Origin of the sequence: Actinacidiphila guanduensis, assembly GCF_900103985.1 — a bacterium.
GTDB classification, from domain to species: Bacteria; Actinomycetota; Actinomycetes; order Streptomycetales; family Streptomycetaceae; genus Actinacidiphila; species Actinacidiphila guanduensis.
This window is the reverse complement of the sequence record NZ_FNIE01000004.1, coordinates 167895-186197: the sequence shown is the minus strand read 5'-3', so window position 1 is coordinate 186197 and position 18303 is coordinate 167895. Positions and strand designations below refer to the sequence as shown.

Below are 18303 nucleotides of genomic sequence, written 5' to 3'. Positions count from 1 at the left end.
TGGATAGGCGATCTGCCGGAGAACATTCGTGATCGTCTAGCCTGGGAGAGGTGGACGTCCTCAGTGACCAACTCGCCCGCGCCCGGGCCCGCGGCGCCGTCTTCTCCACGCTGCGCCGGACCGCCCCCTGGGGCCTGGAGTTCTCCGGCCGCCGCCCGCTGACCGCGCACATCCTCTTCGACGGCCCCGGCTGGCTGAGCCCGGCCCGGGCCGAGCCCTTCCCGCTCGCCGCGGGCGACCTGGTGCTCGCCACGGCCGGAGACCCGTACCGGCTGGTCAGCGAGGTCGGCGCGCCGGCCGAGACGATCGGCGACGCCCGCCGCCGCGGCAGCGACGACAGCCAGGGGCCGGCGGTGCGCGTGCTGTGCGGGTCCTACGTCGTGGAGGGCAGCGTGGGCAGGAGCCTGCTGACCGCGCTGCCCCAGTTCACCCGCATCCCGTCAGCGGCGCAGCACCCCCTGCACCGCGACGCCATCGCCCTGCTCGCCGCGGAGGCCGGCGGCAGCGGCGCCGGGCAGCAGGTCCTGCTCGACCGGCTCCTCGACCTCAACCTCGTCTACGCCCTGCGCGCCCGGTGGCAGCAGGACGAAGGGCGGGCCCCCGGCTGGTACCGGGCCCTGGCCCACCCCGGCCTCGCCCGCGTGATCGAGGCCGTCCACCGCCGGCCCGCCGACCGGTGGACGCTGGAGGCGATGGCGCAGACCGCGGCGATGTCCCGGGCCGCCTTCGCCGCCGCCTTCAAGACGGTCGTCGGCCGGAGTCCCGGCGCCTACCTCACCGACCTGCGGATGGGCCTGGCCGAGGACGCGCTGCTGCGTACGGACGCCACGGTGTCCACGGTCGCCACGAGCGTCGGCTACACGAACGAGTTCGCCTTCGCCACCGCCTTCCGCCGCGCGCACGGGCTGGCGCCCGGGCGGTGGCGGGCCGAGCAGCGTACGGCGGCCGCGGGGGACAGGGCACAGGACCCGACGGCGTAAACGGCCACCCCTCAACGGCCCTCGTGCACACGGAGTTGGCCAACCGGCTCCCGTGAGCGGGGAGTTCGGCAGGGCGGCCGCGCGCGGCCACGGGATTCCGGGCCTTGCGCGGGCGGACGTCGGAGAAGCAACACCGCTGTGCTGCCCGGGACATGCGCGCGAAACGGCGTCAACAGATTGTTGATCCCCGTTCCCGACCTCGCGTCCGCGCCCGACCTTCCGGAGGCCGCCGTGTCCCAGCCCCCTGGCCCCGCCATGCCCGCGCAGCCGTCAACTCCCGCACCTGAGGAGGCAGAAGAAGCCGCGACCAAGGCCGTACCCGAACCGGCACCGGACCCGGCGGCCCCCGCCCGCCACCCCGTCGACCAACTCCTTCCCCCCACCCGCCTCGGACTGCTCGGCCTCCAGCACGTCCTGGTGATGTACACCGGCTGCGTCACCGTCCCCCTCGTCTTCGGCTCCGCGGCCAAGCTCGACACCTCCACCATCGGCCTGCTGATCAACGCCGACCTCCTCGTCGCCGGCCTCATCACGCTCCTGCAGGCCTTGGGCCTGGGCAAGGTGGCCGGTGTGCGGCTGCCGGTCGTCGCCGGCGCCACCTTCACCGCGGTCAGCCCGATGATCCTCATCGCCGGCGACTACGGCATCCAGGCCGTCTACGGCGCCATGATCGCCGCGGGCGTCTTCGGGCTGCTCGTCGCGGTGCCCTTCGCCCGCGCGGTGCGCTTCTTCCCGCCGCTGGTCAGCGGCACCGTCATCACCGTCATCGGGCTCTCGCTGATCGGCGTGGCCGCCGGCCTCATCGCCGGGCAGGACCCCGCCGCCAAGGACTACGCCCGGCCCAGCCACCTCGCGCTGGCCGGCGGCATCGTGCTGCTCATCGTCCTCGTGCAGCGCCTCACCCGGGGCTTCCTCGCCCAACTCGGTGTGCTGATCGGCCTGGTGGCCGGCACGCTGGTCGCCGTGCCGATGGGGCTCACCGACTTCTCCTCCGTCGGCGGCGCCGACTGGTTCGGCCTCGCCTCGCCCTTCCACTTCGGCGCCCCGCACTTCCCCGTCGCCGCAGTGATCTCCATGTGCGTGGTCATGCTCGTCACGTACACCGAGTCCACCGCCGACATGCTCGCCGTCGCGGAGATGACCGGCCGCGACCTCTCGCGCGGCGACCTGGCCCGCGGACTGGCGGCCGACGGCCTCTCCGGCATCTTCGGCGGCGTCATGAACGGCTTCCTGGACACCGCCTTCGCGCAGAACGTCGGCCTGGTCGGCATGACGAAGGTCCGCAGCCGCTACGTCGCCGCCGTCGCGGGCGCGATCCTGCTCGCGCTCGCCCTGATCCCCAAACTCGGCCAGATCGTGGCCTCACTGCCGGGCCCGGTCATCGGCGGCGCGGGCCTGGTCATGTTCGCCACCGTCACCGCGGTCGGCATCGCGACCCTGCGGACCGTGGAGTTCGACGGCACGGGCAACCTGCTGATCGTCGCCGTCTCCATCGGCCTCGGCATGCTCCCCGTCGTGGCGCCGTCCTTCTACCACGCCTTCCCGACGTGGGTGCAGATCATCGGCGGCAGCGCCATCACCAGCGCGACGATCGCGGCCTTCGCCCTCAACCTGCTCTTCCACCACACCCCGTCCCGCACACAGCGCCCGGCGCCACCGGCCGAGGCACCGGCATCCTGACGGGCGCCCCCAACTCCGGTGCGGCTACGAGCAGATGCCGCCCAGGTCGGAGTTGCCCGGGTCGCAGTGCTCGCCCCCGGGCGGCCCGTCGTAGGCGCGGGCGACGAGCACGCCGAGCACGGCAAGGATCAGGGCTGCGACGGCCAGCACCGCGAACCGCCGCCACGATCTGTTCACTCCGGGTCCCGACATGGCACCTCCTCCTGGCTGCGAGGGCGTGTCTGACAAATAGCGGCGTCCGCCGTGAGGGCGGGGGCGGCGGGGTCTGGTGCGTGCTCTCGGAAGGCGGAGGGTGGGGGTACCTCCCGGGCCGCAAGGCCCAGGGGGAGAGAGCGCAGCGGGCTGCGCCGACGACCGACAACGCGGCGAGAGTGCGTGCCAGGGCCCGCCGCCCAGGCGGGATTTGTCAGACGCGCCCCGGGACCCCGCCGGCCCGCCATCGGTTCCGGCCGCACCCGGCCCGCGTCCAGCAGCCGCACGGCATGGGCGGCCGGCGGCGAGAGCACGGCGTCGAACAGCTCCGCCCTCGGCACCCAAGCGGCCGCCTCGCAGGAGCCGTTGCTCTCGGCCACCAGCGTGCCGGCGGCGAGGTCCATGGCGTAGAAGAGCGCGGTCAGGCTCCACGTCGCCCCGCCGCGGCGGGCGGTGTACGTACGGGCGTCGAGCAGGCGAACGGAGACGGGGCTCAGCCCCGTCTCCTCGCGCACCTCCCGTACGAGTGCGTCCGCGGGCTGCTCACCGGGATCGATCCCGCCGCCCGGAAGGTGCCACAGGCCGGGCGCGAAGACCGGCGAGGACCCCGACAGCCGCACCAGCAGCAGCCGTTCGGCCTCGGCGGCCATCCCGTACGCCGAAATCCTGCTCCGCACAGCTCCGTTCACAGGTCCCCCGTTCGCCCTGCACGCACTCTATGCGCCCGCGGGCCGCCGTCAAGGCAACGGACGCAGCACCGTGAAGCGGCGGGAGCCGGAAGCCCAGGACGTGCTGAACCGCCAGCCGCCGGCGGCGGCGTGCCGCAGCAGGGCGCCCGGGCCCACCCGCGCCCAGGGGAAGGGCTCGCCGCGGGGGCCGGAGCCGTCGTCGAAACGGGCCTCGAAGCGCTCGTCGAGGTCGTCCGGCAGGCCGGGCGCCACCGACTCGGCGATCAGCCGGCCCCGCGGGTGCACCAGCCGGCGGGCCCGCGCCAGCAGGGCGGCCGGGTCGCCGCCGATGCCGATGTTGCCGTCGAGCAGCAGCACCGTGTGCCAGGCGCCCTCGCCGGGCAGCGGCTCGAACACCGAGCGGCGCAGCGCTCGGCCGCCCGCGGCCACCGTCCGCCGGACGGCCTCGGCGCTGACGTCCACGCCGAGCGCGGGCCGGCCGCCGGCGGCCAGCGCGGCCACCATGCGGCCGGGGCCGCAGCCGACGTCGAGTACGGCTCCCCGGCAGGCGGACAGCACGCGCCGGTCGTCGGCGTCCGGCGGTGCGCACCAGCGGGCGACGTCCAGCGGGTGCCGGCGGCCGTCGCCCTGCCGCAGGTAGAGGGGACCGTGCCCGGAGCGCAGGGCCGCGGCGTACGCGTCACCGCCGGACCAGGGATCAGCCTCGCCGGGTGCCGTCCGCCGGCCCGGAACCGTGACGAGCAGGCCGCCGGGGGACGGGGGCGCCGACGAGCCGTGGACGTGGGCGAGTGAGGCGTGAGGGTGCATGTCGTGCGGTTCGTCGGGTTGGTGGTCGAGGTGGACGGTGTGGGGGTGGGCGCGTGAGGCGTGCATGTGGTGCGGTTCGTCGGGCTGGAGGTCGACGTGGACGCCGTGGGGGAGGGCGTGTCGGGGGTCGCGTTGCCCGTCGAGCAAGGGGCCGGGTTCCGCGGCGGGTTCCGGGCCGAGTTCTGCGCCGGGAGGCTGGGCAGGCGAGGGGCGGAGCTGTACGTCGTGCGGCTCATCGGGCCGGGGACCGCCTGGCGCGTCGCGCTGTCCGTCGAGCAAAGGGGTGAGGTGTGCACCGATCGACGGCGCCGCCGCCGTCACGCCGCCGCCCCGGGTGCACAGTGCGCGACCGCCGCCGCGAACCTGCTGCCAGGAACCAGCCGGGCGACCTCCTCGGCGTCGGCGGGCGTGTCCACGTCCCGCAGTTGGGGCAGCAGCCGCACCGACAGGCCCGCGCCGGCCAGCCGCTCGTACTGGACCCGGCCGGTCTGCGGCGTCGACATCGGTACGCCGCGCAGGAGTTCGGGGTCGGGCCGGGTCAGGCCGAGCGCCCAGAATCCGCCGTCCGCGGCGGGGCCGAGCCAGGCGTCGGCCCGGCCGGTTCCCTCCAGCGCGGGCGCCAGGAGCGCCGGCGTGACCTGCGGGGTGTCCATGCCGACGAGCAAGGCCGGGCCGCGGCAGGCGCCGAAGGCCGCGGCCAGCCGCTCGTCCAGCCCGCCCGCCACCTGCGGCACCACGTCGAACCCGGGTGGGAGCCAGGGCCCGGGGCGGCCGTCGAGCACCAGGACGTGCCGTTCGGCGGGACATCGCAGCACCGCGTCGAGCGTGTCGGCGAGTGCGGCCTCGGCGAGAGCGGCGGCCTGCTCGGGGGAGTAGTGCGGCGTCAGCCGCGTCTTGACGCGCCCGGGCACGGGTTCCTTGGCAATGACGAGGAGCGTGGTCATCGGGCACCCGCCTCTGCGGTTCGTACGGCTGTGGGGCGTACCGGCGGGGCCGCCGGCGCCTGATTTGTGGGCTGTTCGGGGGCGTGCCGGGTCGGCCGGATCGTGGGCCGCTCGCGTGCGGGTTCTTTTGCGGTCACCAGCTGTGTGGTCATCGGGCACCTGCCTCCACTGCTCGCACGCCCGTCGCCCGCACGGGCGGAGCCGCCAGGACCTGGCGCATGTCGGCCACCGCCTGCCACGTGCCCCGCCAGGTGCCCGTGACCTTCGAGCGGCCCTCGCGCGGGTGGTACGGCACGTCCCGCTCGGCGACGCGCCAGCCCGCGTCGGCCGCCCGGACCACCGCCTCCAGCGGGTAGCCGCTGCGCCGGTCGCGCAGGTCCAGGCCGAGCAGGTCGGTGCGGCGGGCGGCCCGCAGCGGGCCCAGGTCGCGCAGGCGCAGGCCCGTGCGGCGGCGCAGCATGCGGGTGAGGGCGAGGTTGCCGGCCCTGGCGTGCGCGGGGAAGGCGCCGCGGGCGGTGGGGCGGCGCCGGCCGAGGACGAGGTCGGCCTCGCCGTCGGCGATCCGCCGGACGAAGTCGGGCAGCAGCGCCGGGTCGAGGGAGGCGTCGCAGTCGCAGAAGCAGACGAACTCGGCTTCCGCGGCGAGGAGTCCGGCGTGGCAGGCGGCGCCGAAGCCGCGCCGGGGCTCGCGCACCACGGTGGCGCCCAGTGTCGCGGCCAGCTCGGCCGAGCCGTCCGTGGAGCCGTTGTCCACGACGATCGCCCGCCACCCGGGCGGGATGCGGCCGATCACCCAGGGCAGGGCGGCCGCCTCGTCGAGGCAGGGGAGTACGACATCGGCTGTGGGGGTCATCGGAAGTCCCGTGGTGGTGTGGGTGGTCGGGCGGGGTATCGGTTGCGCGGCCGCCCGCACGAAGGCGTGCGCGACCGCCTCGCGGACCGCTCGGGGGCGGGCGAGTCATCGGTTTGCTGTGGGATCAGGGGCGGTCGGCCGCGTGCGGCGACAACCGGCGGACAGGGGCGGGGTGTTCAGGCGGTTGGCCGTACCCGGTGGCAAGCGGTGGGTACGGACGGGGACGTGGGCGGGCCGGTCGGCGGCAAGCAACGGATACGGACGGGGAGTCGGTGCTGGTCCGGGGCGGGGGTCTGGTCCCGCCCCGGACGGCTCGGGTGGGTGCCCGGACTACACCTGCGACGGCTTCGCCCGCGGCACCCGGGCGCTCGCCTGCCGCTGCGGCGCCCTCGCGAACTCCGCGACACCGTCCGCGAATTCGACCTGCGGCCGCCATCCCAGTTCGGTGCGCAGCCGCTGGGAGGACGCGGTGATGTGCCGCACGTCCCCCAGCCGGTAGCCGCCCGTCACCACCGGCGCCGGGCCGCCGTACGCCTCGGCGAGCGCCGCGGCCATCTCGCCGACCGTACGGGGGCTGCCGCTGCCGGTGTTGTACGCCCGCAAGGTGCCGGGCGGGCGGCCCGCGACGGCCTCCAGTGCCGTGACGGTGGCCGCCGCCACGTCCCGGACATGGACGAAGTCCCGCCGCTGGGCGCCGTCTTCGAACACCTGCGGCGCCTCGCCGCGGGCGAGGCTGGAACGGAAGAACGAGGCGACCCCCGCGTACGGGGTGTCGGAGGGCATGCCGGGGCCGTACACGTTGTGGTAGCGCAGCGCGATCGCGCGGCTGCCCGTGGCGCGGGCCCAGGAGCCGGCCAGGTGCTCCTGCGCGAGCTTGGTCGCGGCGTAGACGTTGCGCGGGTCCGTGGGCGCGTCCTCCTCGACCAGGCCGGGCACGAGGTCGGCGCCGCAGTCCGGGCAGCGCGGCTCGAACCTTCCTGCGGCCAGGTCGGCTTCGGCGCGCGGGCCCGGCCGGGTGCGGCCGTGCACGGGGCAGTCGTAGCGGCCCTCGCCGTAGACCACCATCGAGCCGGCCAGCACCAGGTCGGCGACGCCCGCGCGGGCCATCGCGGCCAGCAACTCCGCCGTTCCCAGGTCGTTGCAGCCCACGTAGGCGGGCGCGTCGGCGAAGTCCCGGCCCAGGCCGACCATCGCGGCCAGGTGGCAGACGGCGTCCACGCCGCGCAGCGCCCGGTCGAGCACCACCGCGTCGCGGACGTCGGCGTGCACGAAGTCCCGGTCCGGCCGGCGGGGCGGCGGTACGGGGTGGGCGGTGGGCAGCAGGGCGTCGTAGACCACCACGTGGTGGCCGCGGGCGGCCAGGGCCGGGACGACGTGCGAGCCGATGAAGCCCGCGCCGCCGGTGACGAGAACGCGCATGCGGCGACCTTAGGCGCGCACCGGCCACCACAGGCGCCCAGCGCGCCTCACGCCACGGGTTCGTAAGGAATTCGGCTCGCCGGTGGGCGCCCGGCGCGCGTAGCGCCGGTCACCCCGTGGGGGCGAGGTCCCCGGCCGGCTCGGACTCGGTGAGTCCGACGCGGTCGTGCAGGCGCCGCAGCGGGCGGGGGGCGGTCCATGCGTGGCGGCCGAGGACCCGCATCGCTGCCGGGACGAGGATGCCGCGGATCAGCAGGGCGTCCAGCAGGATGGCCAGACCGCAGCCGAGGCCGAACATCTGCAGGAAACTCACCGACGCGGTGCCGAAGGCGAAGAAGCTGACCGCGAGCAGCCCGGCCGCGGTCGACACGATCCGCCCGGTGCGCGCGAGCCCTTGGGTGACGGCCTCGGTGTTGCCGGCGCCGCCGTCGCGCAGCTCCTTGATGCGGCTGGTCAGGAACACCTCGTAGTCCATGGACAGGCCGAAGGCGATGCAGAACAGGGCCACCGTCATCGCCGTGTCCATCGGGCGCGGGGTGAACCCGAGGAGCGAGGAGAAGTGGCCGTCCTGGAAGATCCACACCATCGCGCCCACGGACGCCGATATTCCGAGCGAGTTGAGGATCAGGGCGCGCAGCGGCTGGGCCACGCTGCCGGTGAACAGGAACAGCACCAGCAGTGTGGTGAGCCCGACCAGGCCGGCGGCGTAGGGGAGCCGGGTGCCGATCGCGTGATTGGTGTCGACCAGCCGGGCGGCGTCGCCGGTGACCAGGAAGGTGGCGCCGTGGGGCGCGGGCAGGGCGCGGATGTCGCGGACGAGGTGCTGGGCGGCCGTCGAGTGGCTGCTCAGGTCGGTGGAGACGGTCAGCAGGTCGGTTCCGGCCGCCGTGCCCGTGCCGGGGCGGTCCGTGACGCGGACGACGTGCGGGAGGTCCCCGATGCGTTGGGGCAGTGCGGCCGGGGCGCCCTGGACGACGACCTGGAGGGTGGTGGCCTGGTCGCCGGTGAACTCGGTGCGCAGCGCGTCGGAGGTCTGACGGGCCGGGGCGGAGGAGGGCAGCACGCCCTCGTCCGGGGTGCCGAAGACGGCGTGGGTCAGCGGGCCTGCCATGGCCAGCAGCAGGGCCAGGGGCGCGAGGGCCACCAGGGGGCGGCGCATGACGCCGCCGGCCAGCCGTCCCCAGAACGGCGCCTCGCTGCCGCGCCGGTTCCTCGACCACGGCAGCCGGCCCGCCTCCACACGTGGGCCGAGGACGGTCAGCAGCGCGGGCATGAGCACCAAGGCGGCGAGCGCGGCGACGGCGACCACGCCGATGCCCGCGTAGGCGAAGGAGCGCAGGAAGTACAGCGGGAAGATCAGCAGGGCGGCCAACGCGGCGATCACCGTCGCGGCGGAGAACAGGATGGTCCGGCCGGCGGTGCGCACTGTGGTCACCACGGCGGTGCGCGGGTCCGCTCCCTGGGCGGCGAGTTCCCGGTAGCGGGCCACCATCAGCAACGCGTAGTCCACGCCGAGGGCGAGGGCGAGAGCGGTGGTGAGGTTGATCGCGTACACGGCCACGTCGGTCACGCGGCCGAGCAGCGACAGTTCGGCGAAGGTGCCGAGGACGGCCACCAGGCCCACCGCGAGCGGCAGTGTGGCGGCCACGAGGCCGCCGAAGGCGAGGACCAGCAGGAGCAGCGTCAGGGGGACGGCTATCGCCTCGGCGCGGCCGAGGTCGCTCTTCACGTGGGCGTTGACGGTGCGGTTGACGACGGCCGCGCCGCCGGCTCGGACGGTGACGGCGCCCGTGTCGCGGGCGTAGGTGTCCACGAGGTGGTCGACCAGCGTGTTGTCGTCGTCATCGATGGTGGCGACGATCTCGGCGGCGGTGCCGTCCTTCGACTTCAGGGCGGCGCTGCGGGTCTGCCAGTAGGAGGTGACCTCGTGGACCCCGCGCTCCTTGGCGAGCGAGGCGGCAAGGGAGGTGCCTGTGGCGGTCGTGGCGGCGGAATCGACGGTTCCGCTGCGTGCGCCGACCAGCAGGACCAGATTGGGGGAGCCGCCGAAGGTGTCGTCCACGATGCGGGTCGCGCGGGTGGACTCGGCGCCCTCGGCGTCGAAGCCGCCGGACTTGAGCCGGCTGAACGCCCCGGCGCCGAGGGCGCCCATGACGACGAGCACGACCGCGGACAGCACCAGGACGAGTCTGGCTCTGCGATGGATGAGGGTGGCGAAAGCAGTCAACATGATCGAACTCCTGTTCGAATGAAGGGGTGGGCCGAGGCCCTGCCCGGACGTGGGGGCGGCCCGCCCGCCTGTGCGGACAGAGGCGGCCCGCCTGCTCATCGGCGGCGGGCCGCGGACGGCTCAGGCGGTGGCGGCCGCCTTCGCGTTGTGGACGCGCAGCGTGAAGGCCGCCGCCTCCAGGCGCGGCACGGCGAGGCCGAACCCGCCGGCCCGGTGGATCAGGTCGCCGAGGACGTTCTCCACCTCCGTGTGCCCGCCCGCGAGGAGTTCGCGGGACAGGGACGAGGTGATCGGGGCGCCGGCCGCAGTGACCAGGCCGCGGTAGGCGGTGAGCGCGCCCTCGTCCAGCGGGTGCCCGGCCGAGGCGGCGACGGACGCCGCCTCGTCGAGGGTCGCCGTGGCGAAGGCGGCGCCGCCCTCGACGGCGGCGGCGTCCCCGATGGTGCCGCGGGCCAGCGAGGTGACGGCGCCGATCGTCGCGATCATCACCCACTTGGACCACATGGCGGCCAGGATGTCGTCAGACACCGTCACCGTGAAGCCGGGGATCGACAGCGCCTGCGCCACAGCGGCAGCGCGGTCGGACGCGGGGCCAGGGGTCTTGCCGACCTCGCCGACCTCGATCTGCCCGCCCGGCGTGAACTGGCGGATGGCGCCGTCCGGGTCGAGCTGGGTGACGACCCTGAGCGTGCCGCCGAGGACCGCGCCGCCGAATCGCTCGGTGAGCAGTTCCAGGTGCCGCATCCCGTTGAGGAAGGGCACCACGGCGGTGTCCTCCCCGATGGCCGGCGCCAGGTCGTCCGCCACCGCGGGCAGGGCGTCCGGTTTGACGGACACCAGGACGAGGTCGTACGGGCCGGTCAGCTCGCCGGCCGTGCGGCAGGCGACGTCGATCGTCTCCACCTGCGTGCCGTCCGTGATGCGCAGCCCCTCGGCGCGCAGCCGCTTCGCCCGCCCGGGCCGGACGAGGAAGTCGACGTCACGGCCGGCCTGCGCGAGCCGCCCCCCGACGAAACCGCCGACGGCACCCGCGCCGGCCACCAGAATCTTCATGACGTGTTTCCTTGCAGACGTACGGTGAACGAAATCGGACAAAAGTGAAGAGATAGGGGTGGGGGAAGCATCGGCCCACCGGTGGTGGACGCGCTGTTCAACACGCCGTGTCGGCGCGGGAATCCCGAGGGCGCCGGGCCGCTCCCTGCCGTCCGGCGCCCCTCGGCGGTCACCGCTGGTGACCAGCGGCGGACCCGGCCTGCTCCCGGTCCCGTGCGGCCTGCTCGGACGGCACGTCCGCGGCGGGCTGCTGCGGGGGCTGCGCGGGAAGGAAGGCCGCGGCGACCAGCGCGCCGGCGACCGCGACCAGGCCCGCCACCACGCAGCCGACGCTGAGGCCGTGGTCGAAGGCGGCGATGGCGGTCTGCCGGACGGCGTCGCCGACCGCGGGCTGCCCCTGCTTCGCCAGCTGGTCGGAGACGCCGAACGCGGCCCCGACGGACTGGTGGGTGAGGTCGGCGAGCCGGGCGGGCAGCGCGGACGGCAGGGCGCTGTCGAGCCGGGTGCCGTAGACCGTGGCGTAGATGCTGCCGATGACCGCGACGCCGAGGGTGCCGCCCAGCAGCCGGGTGGAGTCGTTGACGGCGGACCCGACGCCGGCCTTGTCGGCCGGGACGGCTCCCATGATCGCCTCGGTGGCCGGCGCCGAGGTCAGGCCCATGCCCAGCCCGTACACCACCATCTGCAGGGCGATCACGCCGTAGCCGAGCGTCGGGGAGATGGTGCCCGCGGCCCAGAAGTAGAAGGCCGCCTGGAGCGCCAGCCCGGCGGTGACGATCGCCTTGGTGCCGATGCGGACCGCCAGCCGGGTGCCGAGAGTGGAGCCCACGGCGACGGAGACGGCGACCGGCAGCAGGTGGACGCCGGTGGACAGGGGGCTGTAGGTGCGGATGAACTGGAAGAACTGCGTGATCAGGAAGATGAAGCCGAGCAGGGTGAAGAACGCCACCGTGACCGCGGCGCTCGCGGCGCTGAAGCGCATGTTGCGGAAGAGCCGCACGTCCAGCATCGGCTCGGCGGACCGGCGCTCCCCGACGACGAAGCCGGCCAGCAGGACCACGGCGCCGGCGAAACCGGCGAGCGAGGCGGCCGAGGACCAGCCGCGGGTCGGGGCCTCGATGACGGTGTAGACGAGCAGCCCCATGAAGCCGGCCGACAGCACCAGGCCCGGGTAGTCCAGCCGGTGCGGGGCGGGGTTGCGGGACCTGCGGACGAAGAGGGCCACCAGGGCGATGCAGGCCGCCGCGACCGGGCCGAGCACGTAGAAGATGCTCGACCAGCTGTAGTGCTCCAGCAGGAAGCCGCCCACGATCGGCCCGAGCGCGATGGCGACGCCGGCGGTCGCGCCCCACAACCCGATGGACAGGGCGCGTTCCTTGCGGCTGGTGAAGACGCCGGTGAGCAGGGCGAGGGTGGCGGGGAAGGTCATCGCGGCGCCGAGGCCCATCACGGCGCGGGCCGTGATCAGCTCCCCGGGCGAGGTCGCGTAGCCGCCGACGAAGCTGGCCGCGCCGAAGACGAACAGGCCCGCCATGAGCATGCCCTTGCGGCCGAACCGGTCCGAAAGGCTGCCCGCGGTCAGCAGCAGCGCGGCGAAGACAAGGTTGTAGGCATCCACCACCCACTGCAACTGCGAGGTGGAGGTGCCCAGTTCGCGGGTGAGCGTCGGCAGGGCGACGTTCACCAGCGTCGTGTCCAGGTTGATCAGGAACGACGCCAGCAGCAGGGCGACGAGCAGAAGGGGTTTGGATGTCGAACGCGTCATGCTTGAAGAATAGACACAGCTGGTTGATTTTTTCCACTCAATGCTTGAATCGATGGCGTACGCTGTGTCCATGCGTAGTTATGGTCAGTACTGCTCGATCGCCCGTGCCCTCGATGTGGTGGGGGACCGGTGGACGCTGCTGATCGCCAGGGAGCTGCTGCTGCAGGGGTCCTGCCGGTTCACGGACCTCAAGAACGGGCTGCCGGGGATCGCCACCAACCTGCTGTCGAACCGCCTGAAGGAGCTGGAGGAGGCCGGGCTGGTCACCCGCGAGGACGCGCCGCCCCCGGTCGCGACCGTCCTGTACTCGCTCAGCGACAGCGGCCGCGCCCTGGAGCCGGTGCTCCAGGCGCTCGGGCTGTTCGGGCTGCGGTTCATGGCCGAGGAGCGGGCGGACGACGCGTTCCAGGCGCGGTGGCTCGCCTACGCGCCCGAGTGGTTCGTCACCGACGCCGACCCCGACGGCCCGCCCGCCGTCATCCAGCTGGCCGCCGGCGGCGAACTCGCCGTCATCGAGCTGCGGGACGGCGAGGCGCACAGCCGCCTCGGCCGCGCCGACGACCCCGACCTGGTCCTGGAGGGGCCGCCGCGCGCCGTGCTCGGCCTCGTCAACGGCCTGATCGACCTCCAACGCGCCGAGCGGATCGGCCTGACCGCCACCGGACAGCGCGACCTGCTCGCCCGGCTCCGCCCTGCGGCGCGGGAAGCGGTCCCGGCCCGGTAGCGGGGACCGCGTCCCGCGGGCGGGTCCGCCACAGGCGCCAGCACAGGTGCAGGGCGGACAGCGCGAAGAGCACCGCGGTGACGGCCAGCCAGCGGGTCCGGAAGACGTCCAGGGAGCGACCGGTCGCGTTGTGGTAGCGGGCCGCGCCCACGTCCCGCGAGACCAGCGGCCAATAGACGAGCAGGAGCAGCAGCGAGACGAAGGCCGGCACCCGGATGTGGTTCACCACCGCGATCCGCCGCGGCGAGGAGGGCGCGCCGAGCCGCAGCACGCGGTGCAGCACCCAGTCGGCGCCGCCGTACAGCGGCACCAGGACCAGGTCGTGCAGGAGCGCGGCGCCGACGATCCACTTCGCCACGCCGTACCAGTCGTCGGCGAGCAGCCGGTCCAGCGCGTAGCCGCACAGCGCGAACGAGGCGAGCAGCAGTGCCAGATGGAGCGGCGACTCGCCGTACAGCGCGCGGAAGGCGCGCAGGACGCGGGACTTGACGCCGCGCAGTGCGTGGCGGGCGCGGGCCGCTGCCGCCCGCGGTGTCGGGCCCTTCATGCCCGCTCCTCGAAGTACGTGGCGCCGAAGGTGAGTTGGCGCACCCACTTGGTGTTCATCACGCCCGGCGCGTCGGGCACGATGACCCGCGCCGGGTAGCCGTGGTCGGGGGAGAGGTCGGCGCCGTTGACCCGCAGCGCGAGCAGCGAGCGCGGGTCGCGCACCTGGTTGGCGCGCAGGGCCACCGCCCGGAAGGAGCCCGCGAGTTGGGCCGACTCCACGAACACCCCGGGCGGGTCGTCGTGGAAGCCGACGAGAGCCGCCAGGTCACGAAGCCGCACTCCCTCCCAGTGCTGGTCGCCGGAGGACCAGCCCTCAACGCACGCGATCGGCAGGGCCGCGCCGTGCCGGGCCATCGCCGCCAGCTCCGTCCGGCTGAGCTGCACACTGCGCCCGTTGCTGCCGCGCACGGTCAGCCGCCAGTCCTCGCCGACGTCCTGCGGGCGGATGTGGGCCAGCGCGGCCGTCTTGTTCACCTGGAAGTCCGAAGGCCCGGTGCCCTGTTCGCCGCCGTGCGGCGCCAGCAGCGCCGCGCGCCGCAGCGGACCGCCGATGCTCTGCCCGCCCGTGACGACGAACAGCACCAGGGAGCCGAGCCCTACCATGCCGAGGGCGCCGCGCCGCGAGACGGTCGGCTCGGCGGGCTCCGCGGCCACCAGCCCGCTCTCGTCGGCCGGTTCGGGACGGGTGCGCGAGCGCGGGGTGCGCAGCTCCTCGCGGAAACTGCGGCTGCGCAACGACCGTACGGCCAGGGGCAGTTTGAGAGCCACATGGGCGAGGACCGCGCCGAAGAACACCCAGGCGCCGTAGAAGTGCAGCGGGTAGAAGGAGCCCGGGAAGATGTAGTCCAGCTGGGTGTTGAGGATGCCGGTGGCGAACTCGAAGATGCCGCCGCCGACCAGGAGCAGCAGCGACAGCCGCTCCAGCGCGTGCCCCACCGAACGCACCGGCGGCAGCGCGAACAGCTTGGGCACCACCGACCACAGCTTCGCCAGCAGCACCGGCACCAGCACCACGCCGAGCGTGACGTGCACCCCTTGCGTGACCCGGTACAGCCAGTACGGGTGGGTCGGCCAGGAGAACAGGTAGAAGCCGAGCAGCCCCTTGCCGGGCGTCTTGTCGTTGATCCGCGACAGGTCCGGGTTGTACGCGGCGTACGACAGCAGGCCGGTGACGAACAGCACGGGGATGCCGACGAGCAGCACCGTGCCCAGCACCGAGGTCAGCCAGGGCCCCCGCAGCGGGCTGCGGAACGGGCTGCGGACCCGGGGGAGTGGCACGGGCGGGCGGAGGCGGGGCGGCACCAGGCGTGCGGCACCGCGGCGGGGGCCGCCGGACGGGCCCCCGCCGGACGGGAGGGAGGTCATGCCACGCGACCCTAGGCGCACCACCGGCCGTACAGGGGGTGGCGACTCATGACGAAAGTCTGACGTCCTGCCGCGCCGCAGGTCCGGGCCCCTGCCCGCTCCCTAGGGTGTCGGACGTGAACGTCCCCCCGCCCTCCTCGCTCCCGCCCGCCCGAGCCGGCACGCCGTCCCCCCCGCCGGCGGCCACCGCGGACGGCACTCCGCCCGTTGCGACGGGCACGCAGGCCCCCGACGGCACCGGGCCGGCCCCCGCGGGCACGCTGCCTGTCGCGACAGGCACACCGCTCCCGACCGGCACCCCGCCGTCCCCGACCGACAACTCGCCCGTCCCCTTGCCCGCCGCCGCGCCCCTCACCCCCGCGGTCCCTGGCCCGCCCGCTCCCGCAAGCCCCGCCGAGCCCGCCACGGCCACCGGCCGCGCCCGCCGCCGCGACCTGGCAGCCGGCCTCGGCGCCGTCCTGTTCTTCCTCGCCCTGGCCGGACTCGGTGGCCTGCTCCAGCGCGACCACCAGGTGCTCCAGTCGCCCTTCCCGCCGCTGGAGGCATGGTGGCGCCCGCACACGGGCCCGGGCACCCCTTTCGCGATCACTGTCGCCGTGCTCGCCGTCGCCTACGGCCCCGCCCTGGCCGCGCGGCTGCCCTGGCGGGCGGTGCCCTGGGCGGCCTGGGCCGCTGCCATGGCCTGGACGTGGTCGCTGGCGCTGGTCGACGGCTGGCAGCGCGGCATCGCCGGGCAACTGACGGCGAACGGCGAGTATTTGACGCAGCTCAACCGGTTCGATCCCCTCGGCCCGGCCCTGCGCACCTACACCGACCACATCCTGATCAACTCCCCGGAGCACTGGACCACCCACATCGCGGGCCACCCGGCCGGCGCCGTGCTCACCTTCGTGGTCCTGGACCGGATCGGCCTCGGCGGCGGCGTCGCCGCCTCGGTCTTCGTCCTGACCACCGCCACCTCCACCGCGGCCGCCGTCCTGGTCGCCCTGTGGCTGCTCGCCGGGGAGGAGCGGGCCCGGGCGGCAGCCCCGTTCGCGGCGCTCGCCCCCGGCGCCGTATGGGTCGGGGTCTCCGGCGACGGCTACTTCGCGGCCGTGGCCGCCTGGGGGCTGGCGCTGCTCGCGCTCGCCGCCACCCGCACCTCCCGCGCGGCCACCGCCGCCGCGGGCCTGGCCGCGGGTGTGCTGCTGGGCTGGGCCTGCTACCTCTCCTACGGGCTGACGCTGCTGGCCGTGCCCGCGGCCGTGGTCCTGCTCTGCGCGCGCTCGGCCCGCCCGCTGCCGTACGCGCTGGCCGGCGTGGCGGCCGTGGCGGCGGCCTTCACCGCGGCGGGCTTCGACTGGCTCCAGGCCTACGGCCTGCTGCACACCCGCTACTACCAGGGCGTGGGCGGCCGCCGCCCCTACAGCTACTGGATCTTCGGCGATCTCGCCACGGTGGTCGCCGCCGCGGGCCCGGCCGCCATGGCGGGACTGCGGCGCTCGACGGCCGCGCTGCCCGCCGGGGTCCGGGCCCTGCGGACCGGACGCGACCGCGCCGCAACGGCGGCCGTCCTGCTGCCGTACGGCTTCCTGCTCGCGATGCTCGCTGCCGACCTGTCGGGGATGAGCAAGGCGGAGACCGAGCGGATCTGGCTGCCGTTCACCCTGTGGCTGCCCGCCGCGGCCGCCTTCCTGCCCCGCCGGGACGCCCGCTGGTGGCTGGCCGCCCAGGTGGCCGCGGGCCTGTTCCTCAACCACCTGCTGCACACCGTGTGGTGAGCGGCGCGCCACTCCCCGGGCCCCGCGGCCGGCGGCCGCGTGCAGCCGCCGGCGGACGGGGGTTCAGTGGTGGCCGCCGTGGTGCCTTCCGGGCTCAGCGGCCGGAGAGCCGTGCTCCCCGTGGCCGGCGTGGTCGTCGCCGTCGCCGGGTGAGCCGCCCATCATGCGCAGCATCCCCGCGCCGCCGGTGCGGAAGAACCGCCACAGCAGGGCCGCGGCCAGGACCAGGAAGACGATGTTCAGAACGGTCGTGTAGTTCCAGGTGACGCCTTCGGCGGGGAGGGTGGCATCGGCCTGGTCGGGGACGAGGCCGAGACCGCCGAAGACCAGCTCGACCGCGTAGCCGGCCACGACCATGGCGGCGTAGAAGGTGCCGAGCAGGAACAGCGCCATGCGGGCCCCGTAGTACTTCCGGTAGATGTTCAGGATCGGCAGGATCAGCAGGTCGGCGAAGACGAACGCCACCACGCCGCCGAAGCTGATGCCGCCCTTCCAGAGCACGACGGCCAGCGGCACGTTGCCGATCGAGCACACGAACGAGGCGATCGCCACCAGCGGCCCGACCAGCGGGCCCCACACCTTGGACGCCAGCGGGTGGCCGGAGAAGAAGAAGTGCTGCCAGAAGGCGTCCGGCACCCAGGCCGCGATCGCCCCGGCGATGAGCAGCCCGACCACCAGGTCGCGCAGGATGGCGGCCCACTCCATGACGAAGACGTGGCTGGTGGAGGTGAAGCCCTCGCGGGAGAGCAGGCGGTGGGTGAAGGAGCCCTGGCGCCGGACCGACATGTCCATCGCCGCGTGCCCCTCCATGGACCCGGCAACGCCCCGCTCGGCCTGCTCGCGGGCCCGGCGCAGCAGCCGCTCGCTCAGCAGCAGCCGGAACAGCACCGCCAGCACCACGATCATGACCGGGCCGCCGGCGAACTCCGCCAGCGTGAACTGCCAGCCCATCAACAGCGCGAGGATCACGCCGAGTTCGACCACCAGGTTGGTGGAGGCGATCTCGAAGGCCATCGCGGCCGTGAAGTCGGCGCCCTTGCGGAACAGCGAGCGCGCCAGCGCCACCGCGGCGTAGGAGCACGAGGACGAGGCGGCGCCCAGCCCGGCGGCGACCGCCAGCGTGCGGGGTCGGTCGTCACCCAGCAACGAGACGACGGTGGACTTGCGCACGACCGCCTGCACTACTGCGGACAGGGCGAAGCCCAGGATGAGCGCCCAGGTGATCTCCCAGGTCATCGCACCGGTGATCGACAGCGCGTGCAAGATCGCGTGCATACGTCCCAGCCTTCCCTC

The 18303-nt window shown here is 74.5% G+C and carries 16 protein-coding genes; 4 read left to right on the top strand and 12 right to left on the bottom strand.

The window, feature by feature from the left end; genetic code table 11:
• Window positions 1-50: 50 nt before the first annotated feature.
• Complete coding sequence (locus tag BLR33_RS09895) at window positions 51-980, top strand: AraC family transcriptional regulator (RefSeq protein WP_093783961.1); 930 nt, start codon at window positions 51-53, stop codon at window positions 978-980.
• A 231-nt stretch (window positions 981-1211) separates the two neighbouring features.
• Complete coding sequence (locus tag BLR33_RS09890; protein ID WP_245771317.1) at window positions 1212-2660, top strand: nucleobase:cation symporter-2 family protein; 1449 nt, start codon at window positions 1212-1214, stop codon at window positions 2658-2660.
• Between the two features lie 24 nt (window positions 2661-2684).
• Here BLR33_RS09890 and BLR33_RS35140 read toward each other — a convergent pair whose 3' ends face one another.
• The 9 genes from BLR33_RS35140 to BLR33_RS09850 form a co-directional block, all read right to left on the bottom strand.
• Window positions 2685-2852 (bottom strand): hypothetical protein, encoded by a 168-nt coding sequence (locus BLR33_RS35140; protein WP_176930211.1) that lies wholly within the window; start codon window positions 2850-2852, stop codon window positions 2685-2687.
• Window positions 2834-3529 (bottom strand): NUDIX hydrolase, encoded by a 696-nt coding sequence (locus BLR33_RS36055; protein WP_245771316.1) that lies wholly within the window; start codon window positions 3527-3529, stop codon window positions 2834-2836. The genes BLR33_RS35140 and BLR33_RS36055 overlap by 19 nt, the downstream gene beginning before the upstream one ends.
• Window positions 3530-3589: 60 nt before the next feature.
• A complete protein-coding gene (locus BLR33_RS09880; protein WP_322987154.1) occupies window positions 3590-4495 on the bottom strand; it encodes a methyltransferase domain-containing protein in 906 nt (301 codons plus the stop codon).
• A gap of 170 nt (window positions 4496-4665) precedes the next feature.
• A complete protein-coding gene (locus BLR33_RS09875; protein ID WP_093783958.1) occupies window positions 4666-5292 on the bottom strand; it encodes a TIGR04282 family arsenosugar biosynthesis glycosyltransferase in 627 nt (208 codons plus the stop codon).
• A 148-nt stretch (window positions 5293-5440) separates the two neighbouring features.
• On the bottom strand, window positions 5441-6145 hold the full coding sequence (locus BLR33_RS09870; RefSeq protein ID WP_093783957.1) for a glycosyltransferase family 2 protein: 705 nt from the start codon (window positions 6143-6145) through the stop codon (window positions 5441-5443).
• A 330-nt stretch (window positions 6146-6475) separates the two neighbouring features.
• Window positions 6476-7564 carry an NAD-dependent epimerase/dehydratase family protein gene (locus BLR33_RS09865; RefSeq protein ID WP_093783956.1) on the bottom strand — a complete coding sequence of 363 codons (1089 nt, stop codon included), beginning with the start codon at window positions 7562-7564 and terminating at the stop codon, window positions 6476-6478.
• 109 nt (window positions 7565-7673) lie between these two features.
• Complete coding sequence (locus BLR33_RS09860; protein ID WP_093783955.1) at window positions 7674-9794, bottom strand: MMPL family transporter; 2121 nt, start codon at window positions 9792-9794, stop codon at window positions 7674-7676.
• 120 nt (window positions 9795-9914) lie between these two features.
• Window positions 9915-10847 (bottom strand): ketopantoate reductase family protein, encoded by a 933-nt coding sequence (locus BLR33_RS09855; protein ID WP_093783954.1) that lies wholly within the window; start codon window positions 10845-10847, stop codon window positions 9915-9917.
• 169 nt (window positions 10848-11016) lie between these two features.
• Window positions 11017-12612, bottom strand: a complete 1596-nt coding sequence (locus BLR33_RS09850; RefSeq protein WP_245771315.1) for an MFS transporter — start codon at window positions 12610-12612, stop codon at window positions 11017-11019.
• A 70-nt stretch (window positions 12613-12682) separates the two neighbouring features.
• Between BLR33_RS09850 and BLR33_RS09845 the strand changes: the two genes are divergently transcribed.
• Window positions 12683-13336, top strand: a complete 654-nt coding sequence (locus BLR33_RS09845; RefSeq protein ID WP_093784277.1) for a winged helix-turn-helix transcriptional regulator — start codon at window positions 12683-12685, stop codon at window positions 13334-13336.
• Here BLR33_RS09845 and BLR33_RS09840 read toward each other — a convergent pair.
• Both BLR33_RS09840 and BLR33_RS09835 read right to left on the bottom strand, forming a co-directional pair.
• Complete coding sequence (locus BLR33_RS09840; protein WP_176930210.1) at window positions 13221-13883, bottom strand: hypothetical protein; 663 nt, start codon at window positions 13881-13883, stop codon at window positions 13221-13223. The genes BLR33_RS09845 and BLR33_RS09840 overlap by 116 nt on opposite strands.
• The gene (locus BLR33_RS09835; RefSeq protein WP_093783953.1) at window positions 13880-15250 is read right to left on the bottom strand and encodes a molybdopterin-dependent oxidoreductase; all 1371 of its coding nucleotides are present in this window, start codon (window positions 15248-15250) and stop codon (window positions 13880-13882) included. Before BLR33_RS09835 ends, BLR33_RS09840 begins: the two co-directional genes overlap by 4 nt.
• Before the next feature lie 332 nt (window positions 15251-15582).
• On the opposite strand from BLR33_RS09835, the gene BLR33_RS09830 reads away from it, so the two are divergent.
• Entirely contained in the window at window positions 15583-17010 is a 1428-nt protein-coding gene (locus tag BLR33_RS09830; protein WP_407639660.1) for a hypothetical protein, read from the top strand.
• Between the two features lie 63 nt (window positions 17011-17073).
• Here the strand turns inward: BLR33_RS09830 and BLR33_RS09825 are convergent, their stop codons facing one another.
• A complete protein-coding gene (locus BLR33_RS09825) occupies window positions 17074-18285 on the bottom strand; it encodes a permease (RefSeq protein WP_093783951.1) in 1212 nt (403 codons plus the stop codon).
• Window positions 18286-18303 lie beyond the last annotated feature (18 nt).